General features: G+C 61.4%; 16 protein-coding genes and 1 pseudogene. 9 read left to right on the top strand and 8 right to left on the bottom strand.

Annotation, left to right across the window (positions count from 1 at the left end; genetic code table 11):
- Positions 1-8: 8 nt before the first annotated feature.
- Positions 9-497: a MarR family transcriptional regulator gene (locus tag WI754_RS10875; protein ID WP_349433369.1), complete on the bottom strand. Its 489-nt coding sequence runs from the start codon at positions 495-497 to the stop codon at positions 9-11.
- A 77-nt stretch (positions 498-574) separates the two neighbouring features.
- On the opposite strand from WI754_RS10875, the gene WI754_RS10870 reads away from it, so the two are divergent.
- Complete coding sequence (locus tag WI754_RS10870; RefSeq protein ID WP_349433368.1) at positions 575-832, top strand: hypothetical protein; 258 nt, start codon at positions 575-577, stop codon at positions 830-832.
- 19 nt (positions 833-851) lie between these two features.
- On the opposite strand, the gene WI754_RS10865 is transcribed toward WI754_RS10870, so the two are convergent.
- Positions 852-1,250, bottom strand: a complete 399-nt coding sequence (locus WI754_RS10865) for a hypothetical protein (RefSeq protein WP_349433366.1) — start codon at positions 1,248-1,250, stop codon at positions 852-854.
- A 290-nt stretch (positions 1,251-1,540) separates the two neighbouring features.
- On the opposite strand from WI754_RS10865, the gene WI754_RS10860 reads away from it, so the two are divergent.
- Positions 1,541-3,091 (top strand): helicase HerA-like C-terminal domain-containing protein, encoded by a 1,551-nt coding sequence (locus WI754_RS10860; RefSeq protein ID WP_349437793.1) that lies wholly within the window; start codon positions 1,541-1,543, stop codon positions 3,089-3,091.
- Positions 3,092-3,290: 199 nt separating this feature from the next.
- On the opposite strand, the pseudogene WI754_RS10855 reads toward WI754_RS10860, so the two are convergent.
- Positions 3,291-3,407: pseudogene (locus WI754_RS10855) on the bottom strand (IS200/IS605 family transposase); the annotation flags it as partial.
- Positions 3,408-3,652: 245 nt separating this feature from the next.
- Complete coding sequence (locus WI754_RS10850) at positions 3,653-4,075, bottom strand: organic hydroperoxide resistance protein (RefSeq protein WP_349433365.1); 423 nt, start codon at positions 4,073-4,075, stop codon at positions 3,653-3,655.
- Between the two features lie 135 nt (positions 4,076-4,210).
- Here WI754_RS10850 and WI754_RS10845 point away from each other — a divergent pair, with 135 nt between their 5' ends.
- The 3 genes from WI754_RS10845 (at position 4,211) to WI754_RS10835 (ending at position 7,077) form a co-directional block, all read left to right on the top strand.
- Positions 4,211-4,690, top strand: coding sequence for a MarR family transcriptional regulator (locus WI754_RS10845; protein WP_349433364.1), 480 nt, complete (start codon positions 4,211-4,213; stop codon positions 4,688-4,690).
- Positions 4,691-4,804: 114 nt separating this feature from the next.
- The gene (locus tag WI754_RS10840; RefSeq protein ID WP_349433362.1) at positions 4,805-6,703 is read left to right on the top strand and encodes a PAS domain-containing sensor histidine kinase; all 1,899 of its coding nucleotides are present in this window, start codon (positions 4,805-4,807) and stop codon (positions 6,701-6,703) included.
- Between the two features lie 2 nt (positions 6,704-6,705).
- Positions 6,706-7,077: a response regulator gene (locus WI754_RS10835; protein WP_349433361.1), complete on the top strand. Its 372-nt coding sequence runs from the start codon at positions 6,706-6,708 to the stop codon at positions 7,075-7,077.
- Positions 7,078-7,151: 74 nt separating this feature from the next.
- On the opposite strand, the gene WI754_RS10830 is transcribed toward WI754_RS10835, so the two are convergent.
- Positions 7,152-7,937: a L,D-transpeptidase family protein gene (locus tag WI754_RS10830; protein ID WP_349433359.1), complete on the bottom strand. Its 786-nt coding sequence runs from the start codon at positions 7,935-7,937 to the stop codon at positions 7,152-7,154.
- A 204-nt stretch (positions 7,938-8,141) separates the two neighbouring features.
- The gene (locus tag WI754_RS10825; RefSeq protein WP_349433357.1) at positions 8,142-10,448 is read right to left on the bottom strand and encodes an EAL domain-containing protein; all 2,307 of its coding nucleotides are present in this window, start codon (positions 10,446-10,448) and stop codon (positions 8,142-8,144) included.
- A 226-nt stretch (positions 10,449-10,674) separates the two neighbouring features.
- On the opposite strand from WI754_RS10825, the gene WI754_RS10820 reads away from it, so the two are divergent.
- Together WI754_RS10820 and WI754_RS10815 are read left to right on the top strand one after the other, a co-directional pair.
- A complete protein-coding gene (locus tag WI754_RS10820) occupies positions 10,675-12,045 on the top strand; it encodes a TIGR03808 family TAT-translocated repetitive protein (protein WP_349433356.1) in 1,371 nt (456 codons plus the stop codon).
- Between the two features lie 100 nt (positions 12,046-12,145).
- Entirely contained in the window at positions 12,146-12,811 is a 666-nt protein-coding gene (locus WI754_RS10815; protein ID WP_349433355.1) for a glutathione S-transferase family protein, read from the top strand.
- A gap of 8 nt (positions 12,812-12,819) precedes the next feature.
- On the opposite strand, the gene WI754_RS10810 is transcribed toward WI754_RS10815, so the two are convergent.
- On the bottom strand, positions 12,820-13,722 hold the full coding sequence (locus WI754_RS10810) for a LysR substrate-binding domain-containing protein (protein ID WP_349433353.1): 903 nt from the start codon (positions 13,720-13,722) through the stop codon (positions 12,820-12,822).
- Positions 13,723-13,814: 92 nt separating this feature from the next.
- Between WI754_RS10810 and WI754_RS10805 the strand changes: the two genes are divergently transcribed.
- The gene (locus WI754_RS10805) at positions 13,815-14,015 is read left to right on the top strand and encodes a hypothetical protein (RefSeq protein WP_349433352.1); all 201 of its coding nucleotides are present in this window, start codon (positions 13,815-13,817) and stop codon (positions 14,013-14,015) included.
- A gap of 54 nt (positions 14,016-14,069) precedes the next feature.
- Positions 14,070-14,435 carry a hypothetical protein gene (locus WI754_RS10800; RefSeq protein WP_349433351.1) on the top strand — a complete coding sequence of 122 codons (366 nt, stop codon included), beginning with the start codon at positions 14,070-14,072 and terminating at the stop codon, positions 14,433-14,435.
- 2 nt (positions 14,436-14,437) lie between these two features.
- Here the strand turns inward: WI754_RS10800 and WI754_RS10795 are convergent, their stop codons facing one another.
- Positions 14,438-15,055, bottom strand: coding sequence for a glutathione S-transferase (locus WI754_RS10795; protein ID WP_349433350.1), 618 nt, complete (start codon positions 15,053-15,055; stop codon positions 14,438-14,440).
- Between the last annotated feature and the right edge of the window lie 34 nt (positions 15,056-15,089).

Genomic DNA, 15,089 nt, shown 5'->3' with positions numbered 1-15,089 from the left:
CGCTGCACCTATTTGTTTGAAAGCCTCTGGTTGCGCCGGTCGAGCGGCAGGGCCGCAAGGCCGTCTTCAATCGCGTTCAACTGTTGAAGCAGCGGGCCGTCGAGCTTTCCGCAGAGATCGATCACGGCGCCTTCGATGCGCGGCCAGACCTGGCTTTTCGCGGCCTCGATCAGCCTTTGACCCTTCTCGGAGAGACTGACGATTTTCCTGCGCTGATCGCCTGCCGTTTGTTCTGCGCGCAGCAATCCGAGATCGACGAGTTGGGCTATGCTTCGCGTCACGCCGGGCTGGGTAATACCCACCGCCTCGGCTAGATCGCCGATCGTCAGCGGCCCGAGCCTGTCGATGGCCGCAAGGACAGGATACTGGCTTGCGCCGATCCCGACCTCCATTTCATCCATGATCTTCTGCGTATCCGCCTGAAGCCGCTCGCCGATCCGCTTCATTCGCGTACCAAGGCAGAGGAACCCGAAAGTGCGCACAATATCTTCCGTCATCGTGCTGCTCCAATTACATAACACGTTATATAATTATGTATGCATTTTGTCAACGCCACGTTCCCACTGAGGCGGCGGTGTCGCTGGCGATCCTCGTCGTTTCGCGCTCCTCGGTGCGGCGCGCTTTTCGCTCTGCACCTGGCTCGCACCATGTTCTGGGGAAAAAATACTGGGGCGGCATGCTGTGGCGGCAGCGCCGCGTTTTGCTCGCCTATGCCGCGGGTGGCGGCGCTGGCCCGGGCGCCGTCATGAACCTGCTTGGGCCGTCGGCCGCACCGACCGGCGTCAGCCCGCCGCTGGCCGCGTTCACGGCCGCCTCAGCGAAGCAGCCGTGAACATTTTCCAAACCTGGTATCAGACGAACTGGCTGAGGCCCGGCACCGAAGCGACGACTTCGTCGACGACGTCTGCGCCGGCCTTTTCCTTGGCATAGCCGATGGTTTCCTTGGCAAGGGCGGTGATCTCGCCCATGCCCAGGCCCTGCGACATCAGTTGCTGGCCGAGCGCCATGACACCACCACCGGCACCAACAGCACTCAGGAGACCGCCAAGCAGGCCGCCGCTATTGCCCGAGCCTTCGCCATTGAATTTTGCGACCATTTCGGAAGCACCGGGAATGGCTTCGATCATCTGGGCGACCGGGCCGTCGGCTGCTTCACGCTGCAGGAAGCCAAGCATCATGCCGATGGCCTTTTCAGCCGTTGCCGGGTCGATACCGACATTGTCCGCAACGCGGGTGATCAGTTCATTCATGGGTGAATCTCCTCGTATTTTTGACGTTAACGTCAACGTAAATTATCTCGACTTGAAACTCAAGCGCTGTTCGAACCGGCTATCCACAGCGCGAACCCGATCATCGTTTCATGCCTTGGGGGCGATTACAATGCGGCCATCCGGCGCGTTCGACCGCCGCCCGGCTACAATCATTCTGTTGCCGGTTGCAAGCACTGCTCCTATAACAGCCTTGGGAAAACAATATGATGAAGGCTCTGGCCGTTCAGGCGGACCGGCGGTTTCATCGGCAAAACGGAGACAAGATCCCCATGCTTGAGGACGGGAAGCTCTACATCGGCACGAGCCGGAAGCCGGACGACACGCTCAACAAGCCGGAATATCTCGATTTCAAGTTCGGCAACCGCCATGGCCTGATCACCGGGGCAACCGGCACCGGCAAGACCGTGACGCTGCAGATCCTGGCGGAAAGCTTCTCCAATGCCGGCGTGCCGGTCTTTTGCGCCGACGTGAAGGGCGACCTTTCCGGCATCGGCGCGATCGGCGAGGAGAAGGACTGGGTGAGAAAGCGGGTCGAGCAGATCGGCTTTAGCGATTTCAGTTTCCAGGAGTTCCCGGTGATCTTCTGGGATCTCTACGGCGAGAAAGGCCACCGCGTGCGCGCCACCATCTCGGAGATGGGGCCGCTGCTACTGTCCCGCCTGATGAGCGCCACGGACGCGCAGGAAGGCGTGATCAACATCGCCTTCAAGATCGCCGATGAAGGTGGCCTGCCGCTGCTCGACCTCAAGGATTTCCAGGCGCTGCTCACCTATATGGGCGAGAACGCCTCCGAGCTATCCAACAAATACGGCTTCATCTCGAAATCCTCGACCGGCTCGATCCAGCGCGAACTGCTGATCCTCGAACAGCAGGGCGCCGAGCACTTCTTCGGCGAGCCGGCGCTCAAGGTCTCCGACATCATGCGCACGACCCGCGACGGGCGCGGCGCGATCTCGGTGCTTTCTGCCGACAAGCTGATGATGAACCCGCGCCTCTACGGCACCTTCCTGCTCTGGCTGATGTCGGAACTGTTCGAGGAACTGCCGGAGGTCGGCGATCCGGACAAGCCGAAGCTGGTCTTCTTCTTCGACGAGGCGCATCTGCTCTTCAACGATGCGCCGAAGGTGCTGCTCGAGCGCATCGAGCAGGTGGTGCGGCTGATCCGCTCCAAGGGCGTCGGCGTCTATTTCGTCACCCAGAACCCGCTCGACGTTCCGGACACGGTGCTGGCCCAGCTCGGCAACCGCGTCCAGCATGCGCTGCGCGCCTACACGCCGCGCGAGCAAAAGGCAGTGAAGACGGCGGCCGACACCTTCCGCCCCAACCCGGATTTCGACTGCGCAACGGTCATCACCAATCTCGGCACCGGCGAGGCGCTGGTCTCCACGCTCGAAGGCAAGGGCGCGCCGTCGATGGTCGAGCGCACCCTGATCCGCCCGCCCTCGAGCCGCGTCGGGCCGCTGACGGAGGCCGAGCGCGCCGACATCATGAAGATCAGCCCGGTGGCCGGCCTCTACGACGAGGATTTCGACCGCGAATCGGCCTACGAGCTGCTGGCCAGACGCGCCGCCAAGGCGGCGGAACAAGTTGAAGCCGCGCGCGAGGCCGAAGAAGCGCCGCCCCCCACCGGCGGCAGCCGCTGGACCCTGCCCGGCTTCGGCGACGACGAACCGGCTTCGACGCAGGCAAAGCCGAAAGCCCGCTCCGGCTACCAGCGCGAATCCGTCGCCGAAGCCGCGATGAAATCCGTCGCCCGCACCGTCGCCTCCTCGCTCGGCCGCGCGCTGGTGCGCGGGATTCTGGGGAGCTTGAAGCGGTAATGAGCCGTCCGGGTTCTGGAAGTCATGACCTCCACCAGAGGTGGAGGTTTGAAACGCTGCGCGTGAACCACTAGAAGTGGTTTTGTTAGCGCTTAGTAGCTAGGCTTGAAGAGGTCGGCAAAGTCGGAAGCTTTGTCGGCCTTTTCCTGATTACGGATGTATTGTCTGACGACCTGCTCATTCTAGCCCGTCGTCGAGACAGTTCACCCAACTCACGCCGTACGTCCCCGTAGAGTCTTTTCGTCCGGAATTTGCTGCCAAAGACCACATGATATTTGCAGTCCCAGGTCGCATGTGAGAGCGATTGGTCATCCATATAACCTCCATGTTCGAATGTCTTGGCCACACCAATGGTTCAAGCAGGAGGTCTCTCAACTACCGTGTAGAACTCGTCCAGTCCTCCACCGTAGGTGGATGTTTCCTTTGCATGCAATGAAAAACGGCGGCTCCGGACGGAGCCGCCGTTTTGATTCTATTCACTCATCAGGAATAGGTCTCTCGACACGAAAAAGCCCAGCGGATCGCTCCACCGGGCTTTGCCATTCAAGATAAGCTTGTCGCTCAGGCGAGCGTCGCCGGGATTTCCGTCGCGGTGCGCAGCGCGTGGCTGTAGGGGCAGACGATGTGGGCGGCGGCGACCAGCTTTTCGGCGACGTCGCGGTCGATGCCTGGCAGGTTCACGGAAATCGACGGGTTGATGTAGAAGCCGGTGCCGTCCTCGCGCGGGCCGATGCCGACGGTTGCGGTCACGGTGGCGTCATCCGGGATCTTCACTTTTTCCTTGCCGGCGACGAACTTCAGCGCGCCGAGGAAGCAGGCGGAATAGCCGGCCGCGAAGAGCTGTTCCGGATTGGTGCCGGTTGCGCCGTCGCCGCCGAGTTCCTTCGGAACGGTCAGCGTCACATCGAGAACGCCGTTTTCGCTGACGGCGCGGCCGGCGCGGCCACCGGTTGCGGATGCCTTTGTGGTGTAGAGGATGGGCATGGTCTGTCTCCTTGGTTCCAGGCGGTTGATTGCGGGGCAATTTGCTGTCGGGATTTTCAATAGCGCATAATTTAATTTGACGCAATATAATTTTGCAAATTGCAAACCGTCGCCAAAACTGCGAGGATACGCGGTATGACCGACGATAGTGACATGCGTAAAGACGATCTCAAGGATGGCGAGGCGCTGGCGCTTGGCCAGCAGCTCTGTTTCGCCGTCTATTCCGTGGCGCATGCGTTCAACCGCACCTACAAGCCGCTGCTCGACCGCTTCGGGCTGACCTATCCGCAATATCTCGTGCTTCTGGCGCTCTGGCAGGACGACAACAGGACGGTCAAGGGCATTGGCGAGGAGCTGGGGCTGGATTCCGGTACACTCTCGCCGCTGCTCAAGCGGCTGGAAACGGCCGGCTTCGTCAGCCGCACGCGCGACAAGGGCGACGAGCGGCAGGTGATCGTCGCCCTGACGGAAAAAGGCGTGGCGCTGAAGACCGAGGCCTTCGGGATCCTGATGGAAATCGGCAAGGCGACCGGATGCAGCATGAAGGAAGCAGCAGCCCTGCGCTCCGCGCTTCATGACCTCAACCGACATCTTGACGAGAACCAGAGCGCTTAGAACGCCGCCTCACCCTTCCATTATACAACCGGTGCGCTACTATTCACATTCAGCGATTCTGATCGCTGGGAGACGATGCCGTTGCGCCAGAATCATCTAGCGAAGTTATCCGGCATGCTGACGGGATGGGTCAGCATCGTCATCGGCGCGACGGTCATGGCGCTCTGGTTCGTCCGTCCGGTCGATCTTGCCGTGACGGTGCCGACCCTCTTTGCGATGCAATTCAACACGGCGCTCTGTTTCGTGCTCTCGGGCAGCGCGATGTACCTGTTGCAGTCGAATGCGCCGCGTCCGTCCATCCTTGCCGCAAGCCTTGCTGGCCTGCTTGCGGCCGCGACCCTGGCGGAACATGTATTTGACGTCGATCTCAACATCGACCAGCTGTTCATCGAGCCGTTTGTGACGGTCGGCACCAATCTTGCGGGCCGCATGGCGCCCAACACCGCCCTCTGCTTCGTGCTGATCAACGCGGCGATCCTCATCAGCGGCGTGCTCGGCCGCCCGTCGCAGATCCGGATCGTTCTTGCAGCCGCCGTGTTCATGATCTCGTCCAGTGCCCTGCTCGGCTACCTTCTCAGCATCACGACCACCCATGACTGGCTGCCGCTGGCGCGCATGTCGCCACACACGGCCTTCTGTTTTGTCGGGCTCTCGACAGGGCTGATCTTTGCCGGCATCGGACAGCTCGGTTATCACCCGCCCGTGGTCGCCGCGACGCTGGCGGCGGCAAGCTATTTTCTTCTACTGAGCCTCACCTATGTCGAGTTACTCAGGCAGGAGGTCCTGTTTACGGAAGAACTGCCGGCAACCGAGCACAGCAATGCGCGTTCGACGCTGCTCGCCGTTCTTCTGCTCTCTGGCGCGGTCTATGCCGGCCTGATCGCCTACGCCTTTCGAAGTTCGGAACGGTCACGGAAGATGGCGATACAGCTGGACGTGAGCCGGAAGCGGCTGGCGGCCATCATCGATACCGCCGTTGACGGCTTTATCACCATCGACGACCGCGGCACCATCCTGTCGGTCAATCCGGCCTGCGAAAAGATCTTCGGCTACGCCGTCGGCGAGATGATCGGCCACAACATCAAGATGCTGATGCCGGCGCCCTATCACGACCAGCACGACCAGTATCTGGCGAACTACAGGACGACCGGCGAGGCCAAGGTGATCGGCGTCGGTCGCGAGGCCGAGGGGCAACGCAAGGACGGCACCACCTTCCCAGTCGACCTGTCTGTCGCCCGGATCGATCTCGACCATCAGGTGCTCTACAGCGGCATCGTGCGCGATATTTCTGAGCGCAAGCAATATGAGCGCGAAATTCTCGAAGCCAATGCAGAGTTGGAGGAATTCGCCTACAGGACCTCGCACGACCTGCGTTCGCCGATCGCGTCCTCGCTTGGGCTGATCTGGATCACCCATGACATGATCCGGCAAGGGGCGAGCGTGGTCGAACTGGAGCCGATTCTGACGCGAATCGAGCAGAGTTTCCGCAAGCTCGACAATCTGATCCAGAACATCATCTTTCTCACCCGCACCAAGGTCTTGGACGAGCCGGAAAGCACGATCGCCGTTGCGCGCGCCGTGCGCGAAACGGTCGACAGGCTGCGGCCCATGGATGGCGGTCACCTCTCCACCGTTCATATCGACATTCCCGACACGATGGTGGTACGCAAGAAGGCGAGCCGGTTTCAGATCATCCTCGACAATCTGCTCTCGAATGCGATCAAGTTCCACGATCCGGCAGTACAGGTCCCGGAGATCTTCGTGCAGGCCTCTACCGTCAAGGGGCGCTTCATCCTGTCCGTTGCCGACAACGGGCTCGGCATTCCGCCGGCCGACGAGCCCAAGCTTTTCCAGATGTTCAAGCGCTTCCATCCGCAGCACGCCCAAGGCAGCGGCCTGGGACTCTATATCTTGCGCAAGAGTGTCGAGCACCTCGGCGGAACCGTCGCCTATCGCCGTCAGGACAAGGGGAGCATTTTCACGGTGACATTGCCGGAGGAAAACAGGAGATGAGGATGCAATCGATACTGACCGTCGATGACGACGAGAACGACCTGTTCATCTGCACCTATACCATCCGCAGGTTCGATCCCGAGATCAAGGTTCTGAAGGCGATGAACGGGCTGGAGGCGCTGGGCGTGCTCAAGAACACGACACCGGACGCCATCATCCTCGACATCAACATGCCCGTGATGAACGGCTTCGAATTCCTCGATCACTATACCAGGGAGTTCGACAGGCACGCGCCGGTCGTTGCCATGCTGACCAGCTCGCACCGCGCCGCCGACCGCGAGCGGGCGCTGCGCTATGATTTCGTCAAGAGCTATTTCGAAAAGCCGCTGACGCCGGAGAACCTGCAGGCGATGGCGATGCTTCTGGGGGGATGACAAACGCGGGGCGCAAAGACTGTCACCCCGCTATCACCGCTGACATTGCGCGCGCCTCAGGGACGCGCGACGTTTCAAATCACCAAAATCGGCGCCCCGTTGCGGACGCGATCGTAGAGATCGATGACGTCCTGGTTGATCAGGCGCACGCAGCCTGATGACACCGCCTTGCCGATCGATTGCCATTCCGGAGATCCGTGCAGGCGATAGAGCGTGTCCTCGCCGTTCTGGAAGATGTACATCGCTCGTGCACCGAGCGGATTGTCGATGCCCGGTGGCATGCCGCCATTGGCGATCGAATATTGTGCCAGTTGCGGCTGGCGGGCCACCATCTCGTTCGGCGGCTTCCAGCGCGGCCACTTCTGCTTCCACTGGATCACGCCCCTGCCCGACCAGGCAAAGCCCTCGCGGCCGATGCCGACGCCGTAGCGCATGGCAGAGCCGTTGGACAGGATGAGATAGAGGAACCGCTCGCCGGTATCGACGATGATCGTGCCCGGCCGCTCGCCGAAGGTGTTGGGCACCTCCTGGCGATAGAAGCGCGCATCGATCTGCTCATAGGGGACCGCCGGTATGTTGAAACCATCATCGACCTTTGGCCCATACATCTCGGCATAGTAGGCCGATTGCAGCGGCAGGCCGCTCGGTTCCCCGCCGTAGACCGGCCCCTCCAGTTCGGCCCCGTAGCGCGGGTCGCTGAAACGACCTTCCAGCGCCGGATTGCGGAAATAGGGCGCGGTTTCGGCACGGAACCGGTCGGTGTTCATCGAGGAGGTGCATCCGGCAAGGCCGGCTGAGGCCACGGCAAGCCCGGAGATATTGAGAAATTGCCGGCGGGAGAGCGATTTGGACAGTGTCATTGAACTCTATATATGTCGTTGACGCGGATTAGCGAAGGCGCGGCCGAAGACGCCACGCAAAAAACATTACTCCGGCAGTATCCACCGGTCCCCGCCACAAGTATGGCAATTGCGGCTGGATCGGGGCTTGCGCCGATCAAGGCTCTTCACGACTATGAGAGCGTCTATCGACCGTGTCCAGTGCGCAACAGTCCGGAGGCGCGATCAAGCCAAAAGGGTGGCAAGGGCGGCGGGCGTTACCGGCCGGCTGACGAAATAGCCCTGCACGTCGTGGCAACCGCTGGCCCGCAGGAAATCGACCTGCGCCTGGGTTTCCACCCCTTCTGCAATCACCTCGATCTGCAGCTTCTGCGCCAGCGAGATGATCGCGCCGGTGATCGCCTTGTCGTCGTCGTTGCCCGGAATATCCTGAACGAAGGACCGATCGATCTTCAGCCGCCGGACAGGAAAACTCTTCAGCGCGCTGAGGCTCGAATAGCCGGTGCCGAAATCGTCTATGGCGAGATGGACGCCGAGCGCCTGAAGCTCGTGCATGGTGGCGATCGCCGCGCCGACATCCCGCATGATCAAGCTCTCCGTCAGTTCCAATTCGAGATACCGGGCTTCCAGCCCGCTTTCCGCAAGCGCTTCTGCGACCCGCGACACCCAGTTGCGTTCCCGGAACTGGCGGGCAGACACGTTGACGCTGACGACGATCGGCGGCAGGCCAGCCTCCTGCCAGGCCTTGTTCTGCCGACAGGCCTCGTTCAGCACCCAGTCGCCGATCGGGACGATCAGGCCGGTTTCTTCGGCAAGCGGGATGATTTCCGCCGGCGAGATCAGGCCGCGCTCGGGGTGCTGCCAGCGCAGGAGCGACTCGGCGGCAAAGATCCTGCCGGTTTTCAGGTTCATCTGCGGTTGATAGTGCAGCAGAAATTCGCCGCGGGCGACCGCATCGCGCAGTTCCTCGTGGCGCAGCAGCCTTTCGTGGGCTTTCTTCGCCATTTCGGCGTCAAACAATTGCAGATTGTTGCGCCCGACTTCCTTGGCCCGATACATCGCCGCGTCGGCATTGGCGAGCAGATCGGTCGCCGTCTGGCCGTGATCGGGATAACAGACCACACCCATGCTGCAGCTGACCTGCAGACTGCGCCCCGAAAGAACGAGCGGCGCGCCGATCGCTGCGCGAATATTCTCGAGCCGGGAGGTTACGATGCCGCTGTCCGGCGGCAGGCCGGTCAGGAGAATGATGAATTCGTCGCCGCCGACGCGCACGATCATGTCCGACTTGCGCACGCAAGCCAGCATGCGGCCCGCGACGAGACGCAGGAGTTCATCACCGGCATGGTGGCCGAGCGTGTCATTGATCAGCTTGAAATTGTCGAGATCGAGAAAGGCGAGAGCCACCGACTGGCCGGCCGCGCGCGCCTGTTGCAGCGCGCTGGCGACACGCTCGTCAAACAGCACCCGGTTCGGCAATCCGGTCAGCGCGTCGTGATGCGCCATGAACTGGATGCGCTCTTCCGACTGCCGGCGCTCAATGGCGATGCCGGCAAGGTGCGCTGCCATCGAAATCAGTTCGTTCTGTTCCGCCGAGGGAACGCCGACCTCGCGGGAATAGAGCGCGAAGGTTCCAAGCACCTTGCCCTGATAGGAACGGATCGGCGTCGACCAGCAGGAGCGATAGCCGAATAGGCGAACAAATTCTACAACATCCTCCCATAGGGGATCGGAAAGAATATCCGCAACGAACACCGGCTCGCCGCGCCAGGCGGCCGTGCCGCAAGACCCGGCCTTTGGACCAATTTCAATTCCGTGAACGGCCTCGCAATAGACCTTGTCGAGACCGGGAGCCGCCCCCGTCGACAGATGCCGGCCATCTTCCGACAGAAGCAGGATGGAACCGAGGATACCGGGCAGATGCGCCTCGATCAGGAGGATCAGTTCGTTGAAGAAATCGACAAGCGGCGTGCTCTTGGCAATCATCTCCAGCAGCCGGGCCTGGCCAAGCAGAAGGCGTTCGGCCTTCTTGCGGTCGGTGATATCGCGCGAAACGCCGACGATGCCGATGGTTGCGCCGTGCTTGTTGCGCAGCGGCACCTTGGAGGTCATCAGCCAGCGCTCGTACCCCTTGCTGACGAACGCCCGTTCCTCCATTCCGAAGATCGGCTTCCCCGTCTCGATGACTTGCCGTTCCGTCGCCGCCATATGGCTGACCATTTCGGCCGGGTGCAGGTCGTAGTCGGTCTTGCCGATGAGGTCCTGCATTTCCTCGAAGCCATTGTCGGTCACCGTCGCGCGGTTGGCGATCAGGAACCGGCCTTCGAGATCCTTGGCGTAAATGTAGTCGGGAACGTGGTTGACCATCGTCTCGAGCCAATAGTGGCGATCGGCGATGTCTGGTTCGGACGCGAACAAGCGCGAGACTTCCGCCGCCAGGCGTTGGCTTGCGGCCATCAGACGCTGCGTGTCGTCGTTGCTGGCGACCCTGGCTCCACTTTCCTTTCGCGAGTAGTCTAGGTTCTTCGTCAAGCAAGCCTCCGGGGACGGGTGCACCGTCTGAGCCCTCTTCCGGGCTCCCCGCCCCGATTTCTACCAGCCAGAGGTTATTCTTTGCTAAAGAACTCTTTGCAAATGGACGAATACCGCCGCCGCACTTGCTGGTTTGCAACGCTTCATCCAGTCTGTCGTCGAAATTCCGTATCATTTCGATCAAGCATTGGCATGATCCATGATTTATGAACGCAAGGGATTTGCCATGCTGAACCGACGCCTGCTTCTGTCTTCGATCGCCTCGATGGGCTTTTGCGCGGCTGCCGGCACTGTCATGGCTGCAAAGCTGAAGCCGGCGCAGGATGGCTTGCGCGGCACGATCGATATCTCCGGCCATGGCATCGCTCCCGATGCTGGCGCGGATCAAAGCAAGGCGTTCAATCGTCTTTTACGGGATGCGGCACGAAGGGGCATGCCGGTCTTTCTACCGGCCGGCGACTACGTGCTTTCCGGCATCATTCTGCCCGACAATCTCTGGCTGAGCGGCGTCCCCGGCCGCACCCGGCTGATCCATGCGGGTGGCGGCGGGTTTCTGACCGGCGAAGGGCCGGGGCGGCTGACTTTGTCCGACCTCGTTCTCGATGGCGGCGGCAAGGCGCTCGGCGATGATGTCGAGGGACTTCTCAACCTGCGCGGCGTCGCCAATCTGACGATCGAAAACTGCACCATCACCGGCTCGTCGAAACACGGCATCAATGCCGAGTATTGCGGCGGCCGGATCGATGGCAACAGCCTATCACAGTTGGCAGCCTCCGGCATCTATGCGGTCGAAAGCGAAAAACTCTCGATCACGGCCAATACCGTGTTTGATTGCGGCAATGGCGGCATCCTCGTGCATCGATGGGAGGCCGCGGAGGACGGCACGATGGTCAGCGGCAACCGGGTGTACCGGATCGCCGCCAAGGATGGAGGAACGGGCGAGAACGGCAACGGCATCAACATTTTCCGCGCCGCAAACGTCATGGTGACGGACAACCACGTCTCCGACTGCGCCTTTTCCGCAATCCGCGCCAACAGTGCCACGGACGTCCAGATCTCCAACAACCAGTGCCTGCGGTCCGGCGAAACGGCCGTCTATTCCGAATTCGGTTTCGAGGGTGCTATCGTCTCCGGCAACCTGATCGATGGTGCTGCCAATGGCATTCTGATCGTCAACTTCAATGAAGGCGGCAGGCTGGCGACCGTCAGCGACAACATCGTCCGCAACCTGCATGTCGATGGTCCCTATGTCCACGACGGCGCCGGTTTCGGCTTCGGCATTGCGGTGGAAGCTGATACCGCTGTCACAGGCAACATCATCGAGAACGCGCCGAAATGGGGGCTGATGCTTGGCTGGGGTCCCTACATGCGCAACGTCGTCGCGACCGGCAATCTGGTAAGGAACGCCGGCGGCGGTTGCGCGGTGACGGTGGTCGAAGGATCAGGCACGGCATTGATTGCCAACAACCTGTTTCAGGACGTCCGCGACGGTGCCATTCTCGGCTACCGCTGGAACCAGAGGGCCACCGGGGACCTCATGGAGGGCGGAAGCGAAACCTTCGTCCACCTCACCCTTTCCGGCAACCGCCTCAGCTAAACATCAAAAGATTTCATGGCTGATATCAACGGTCTCGGCTTCAAGCGTTGCTGTGCTTGCCATAGCGTGCGGGACATCTTCGGCCAAAAGGGGAACAACCATGCTGACGATCTATGGCGTTTACTGCTCGCGTGCCTCGCGCAACTACTGGATGGCGGAGGAACTGGGTATCCCGTTCAAATCCGTGCCGGTCATCCAGGCGCGGCTGCTTGCCGACCCGCTGGCGCGCGAGGCCCGGCTCAGCACCAAATCGCCCTCCTTCCTCGCCGTCAACCCGATGGGCCTGATCCCGGCGATCGACGATGACGGACTGGTGCTGACGGAATCGCTTGCCAACAACCTCTATCTCGCCCGCAAGCATGGCGGTCCGCTCGCCGGTTCCGATCTGCGCGAGGAAGGACAGATGCTGGCCTGGACGCTCTGGGCAGCAACCGAGGTCGAGCCCCACACCGTCAAGATCGTATTGGCCTATGACAATGCCCGGGAAAATACGCCCGAAGGCAAAGCGATCATCGAAACATCGGTCAAGGGGCTGGAAAGGCCGCTGGCACGGCTGGAAGCGCATCTGCAAACGCAGGATTACGTCGTCGACAACCGCTTCACCGTCGCCGATCTCAACCTAGCGGAAGTGCTGCGCTATGCCATGAGCGAGACCTACCTGTTCGACAGGCATCCGAGGGTCAAAGCCTGGCTCAGTCGCTGCCATGCACGGCCGGCCTTCGAGAAAATGATGGCCGGACGGCGCAAGGAGGCGGAAGCCGCCTGACGCCGTGCTCAGGCAAAACCGAGGCGCTGCATGCTCTCGGCAATCTCGGCGCGCACCCACTGCTTGAAGGCGGAAACCGTCTTCGTTTCGCGGCGTGACGGCGGGGTTACGAAATAATGTGCGAACCCCGTCTTCACCCGGACGGGGTATGGCACCACCAACCGCCCCTCGACGATCGAATAACCGGCCAGCGTCTGCCAGGCGAGCATGACGCCCTGACCGGCAATCGCGGCATCCAGGCAGAGCGAGGCGTCGTTGAAGACGTGCCGTGCGGTCATCTGTTTTCCGGAAAGACCGACGTCGCGCAGCCAGGTCTCCCAACTGAACATGGAGCGGCCGTCGATGACGGCCGGAATATCCAGAATATCCTTCGGCTCCTTCAGTTTTTCTGCAATGGCCGGCGAGCAGACCGGAAAGATTTCCTGTTCCAGCAGCAATTCGGCCCTCACCCCTGGCCAGTTGCCCGAGCCGACGCGGATACCGACATCGACGCCGGAGGTTTCGAGATTGGCGAGAGCCGTCGTCGCATCGATGCGCAGGCGGATATCGGGGTGTTTCTCGGTGAAATGATCCAACCGGTGAACGAGCCAGCGCGCCGCGAAAACCGGGGCAACCGAGATCGTCAGGATCGTCTCGTCGCGCCTGCGGGCCGAGGCAACCGCCTGATCGAGCGTTTCGAAACCGCTGGTGAGGCGTGGCAGGAAGCTCTCGCTGAAAAGCGTCGCCACGAGGCCGCGCGGGCTGCGCTCGAAAAGGATGCGGCCGAGCTGTTTCTCCGTCTTGATGATCTGCTGGCTGACGGCGCCGATGGTGACGCCCAGCTCCTCAGCCGCGGCCTGTAGCGAGCCGAGACGGCCCGCCGCTTCGACGGCTCGCAATCCATTGAGGTGAACGGCGTTCAGATCCTTCATATAGTTTTTCTATAATACCGTCGTGGCAATCTCAATTGAAAATTGTTCCATGCCGGAGAATTATGGTCTCACCGAAGAAGGATGGTGACGCCATGTTGAAGATTTTCTCCATACTCGACCAGCTGCTTCCCCGCTCCTCGCCTGTGGGCGACACGGACACGGCCTGGATTTCCGACCCGCTGCGCCACCCGGACATCGCCCGCATGGACGCGCGTGAACTGGGCGACCTGCCCTTTCCCGGCCCTGCCGTCCGCATGACGCGCCAAGTCCCGGGAGAGACCTGCAGCGCCTGACGCTTGCCTTGCGTGTCGTTTCATTCGAAGCTGTCAGATATCGCGAGCGAGATCATGACCAGCAACCAGGAGACGGAATTCGAGCGGATCGTGAGGCTCGCCCAAGCGGCGGGCCTTCCGGAGTTTACGATCGGCACGTGTTACGGGACGGCTGCCCTTGCTGTCCGGGGCAAGAGTTTCGTGCGCATCAAGGAGGCGGGCATCCTGGTCGTGATGTGCGCGCTTGAGGAAAAGGAAATGCTGATCGAACTGGCGCCCAATCTTTATTTCGAGACCGACCACTACAAGGGGTGGCCGGCCATGCTGGTCCGCCTTGGCGTCATCAGCGATCAGGACCTGACGCAAAGGCTGATGGCCGCCTGGCGGCAAAAGGCGCCGAAGCGGCTTGCGGCAAGTTTCGATGGCCCTGACAGCCTGTAAACTCAGGCGTTGATGGCGCTCAAAACCTTCTTGACGGCCGGACGCTCGGCCATGCGCTGGCGGTGATCGAAGACCTTCGGGAAGCGCGTGGGGTCGACGCCATCCCCCTCCAGCCATCCGGCGAGCGTGAACAGGTAGGGGTCCGCGATCGAATAGGTCTCACCCATCACCCAAGGACCGGCGAACACGCTTTCGATCAGATCGAAACAGTCGCTCATGTTGCTCGCAACCTTCAGCGTCATTGCCTCGATTGCCGCCGGATCGTCGGCCCAGCGGCTACCGCGGCGCTTGTGCGCGTGGGCGACATGCACGGTCGAGCAGAGGTAGGCGTTGAAGGACTGGATACGGGCAAACTCGAACGGATCTGACGGCACGCCGATCGGCGATCCCGGAAAGCTCTGGCCGATATAGGCGAGGATGGCCGGGGTTTCGGTCAGCACGCCGCGATCCGTCACCAGCGTCGGCACCCGGCCTTTCGGATTGACGCGCAGGAAATCGGGCGAGCGCTGCTCCTGCTTTGAGAAATCAACGCTTTGCGCTTCATAACGTGCGCCGGATTCCTCAAGCGCGATATGTGAGGCGAGCGAGCAGGTGGCCGGCGTGAAATAAAGCTTCAGCATCTCATTCTCCATCCTTCGCCGGCGACAGGCCGGC

This window comes from Pararhizobium sp. A13, from assembly GCF_040126305.1.
GTDB lineage: Bacteria > Pseudomonadota > Alphaproteobacteria > Rhizobiales > Rhizobiaceae > Pararhizobium.
The sequence above is the reverse complement of the archived record's forward strand: the minus strand, read 5'-3'. Positions and strand labels throughout refer to the sequence as shown.

Coding starts and splice junctions, on each gene's coding strand:
- WI754_RS10875 (WP_349433369.1), bottom strand. CDS start 497: ATGACGGAAGATATTGTGCGCACTTTCGGGTTCCTCTGCCTTGGTACG.
- WI754_RS10865 (WP_349433366.1), bottom strand. CDS start 1,250: ATGAATGAACTGATCACCCGCGTTGCGGACAATGTCGGTATCGACCCG.
- WI754_RS10860 (WP_349437793.1), top strand. CDS start 1,541: ATGCTTGAGGACGGGAAGCTCTACATCGGCACGAGCCGGAAGCCGGAC.
- WI754_RS10850 (WP_349433365.1), bottom strand. CDS start 4,075: ATGCCCATCCTCTACACCACAAAGGCATCCGCAACCGGTGGCCGCGCC.
- WI754_RS10845 (WP_349433364.1), top strand. CDS start 4,211: ATGACCGACGATAGTGACATGCGTAAAGACGATCTCAAGGATGGCGAG.
- WI754_RS10840 (WP_349433362.1), top strand. CDS start 4,805: ATGCTGACGGGATGGGTCAGCATCGTCATCGGCGCGACGGTCATGGCG.
- WI754_RS10835 (WP_349433361.1), top strand. CDS start 6,706: ATGCAATCGATACTGACCGTCGATGACGACGAGAACGACCTGTTCATC.
- WI754_RS10830 (WP_349433359.1), bottom strand. CDS start 7,937: ATGACACTGTCCAAATCGCTCTCCCGCCGGCAATTTCTCAATATCTCC.
- WI754_RS10820 (WP_349433356.1), top strand. CDS start 10,675: ATGCTGAACCGACGCCTGCTTCTGTCTTCGATCGCCTCGATGGGCTTT.
- WI754_RS10815 (WP_349433355.1), top strand. CDS start 12,146: ATGCTGACGATCTATGGCGTTTACTGCTCGCGTGCCTCGCGCAACTAC.
- WI754_RS10810 (WP_349433353.1), bottom strand. CDS start 13,722: ATGAAGGATCTGAACGCCGTTCACCTCAATGGATTGCGAGCCGTCGAA.
- WI754_RS10805 (WP_349433352.1), top strand. CDS start 13,815: ATGTTGAAGATTTTCTCCATACTCGACCAGCTGCTTCCCCGCTCCTCG.
- WI754_RS10800 (WP_349433351.1), top strand. CDS start 14,070: ATGACCAGCAACCAGGAGACGGAATTCGAGCGGATCGTGAGGCTCGCC.
- WI754_RS10795 (WP_349433350.1), bottom strand. CDS start 15,055: ATGCTGAAGCTTTATTTCACGCCGGCCACCTGCTCGCTCGCCTCACAT.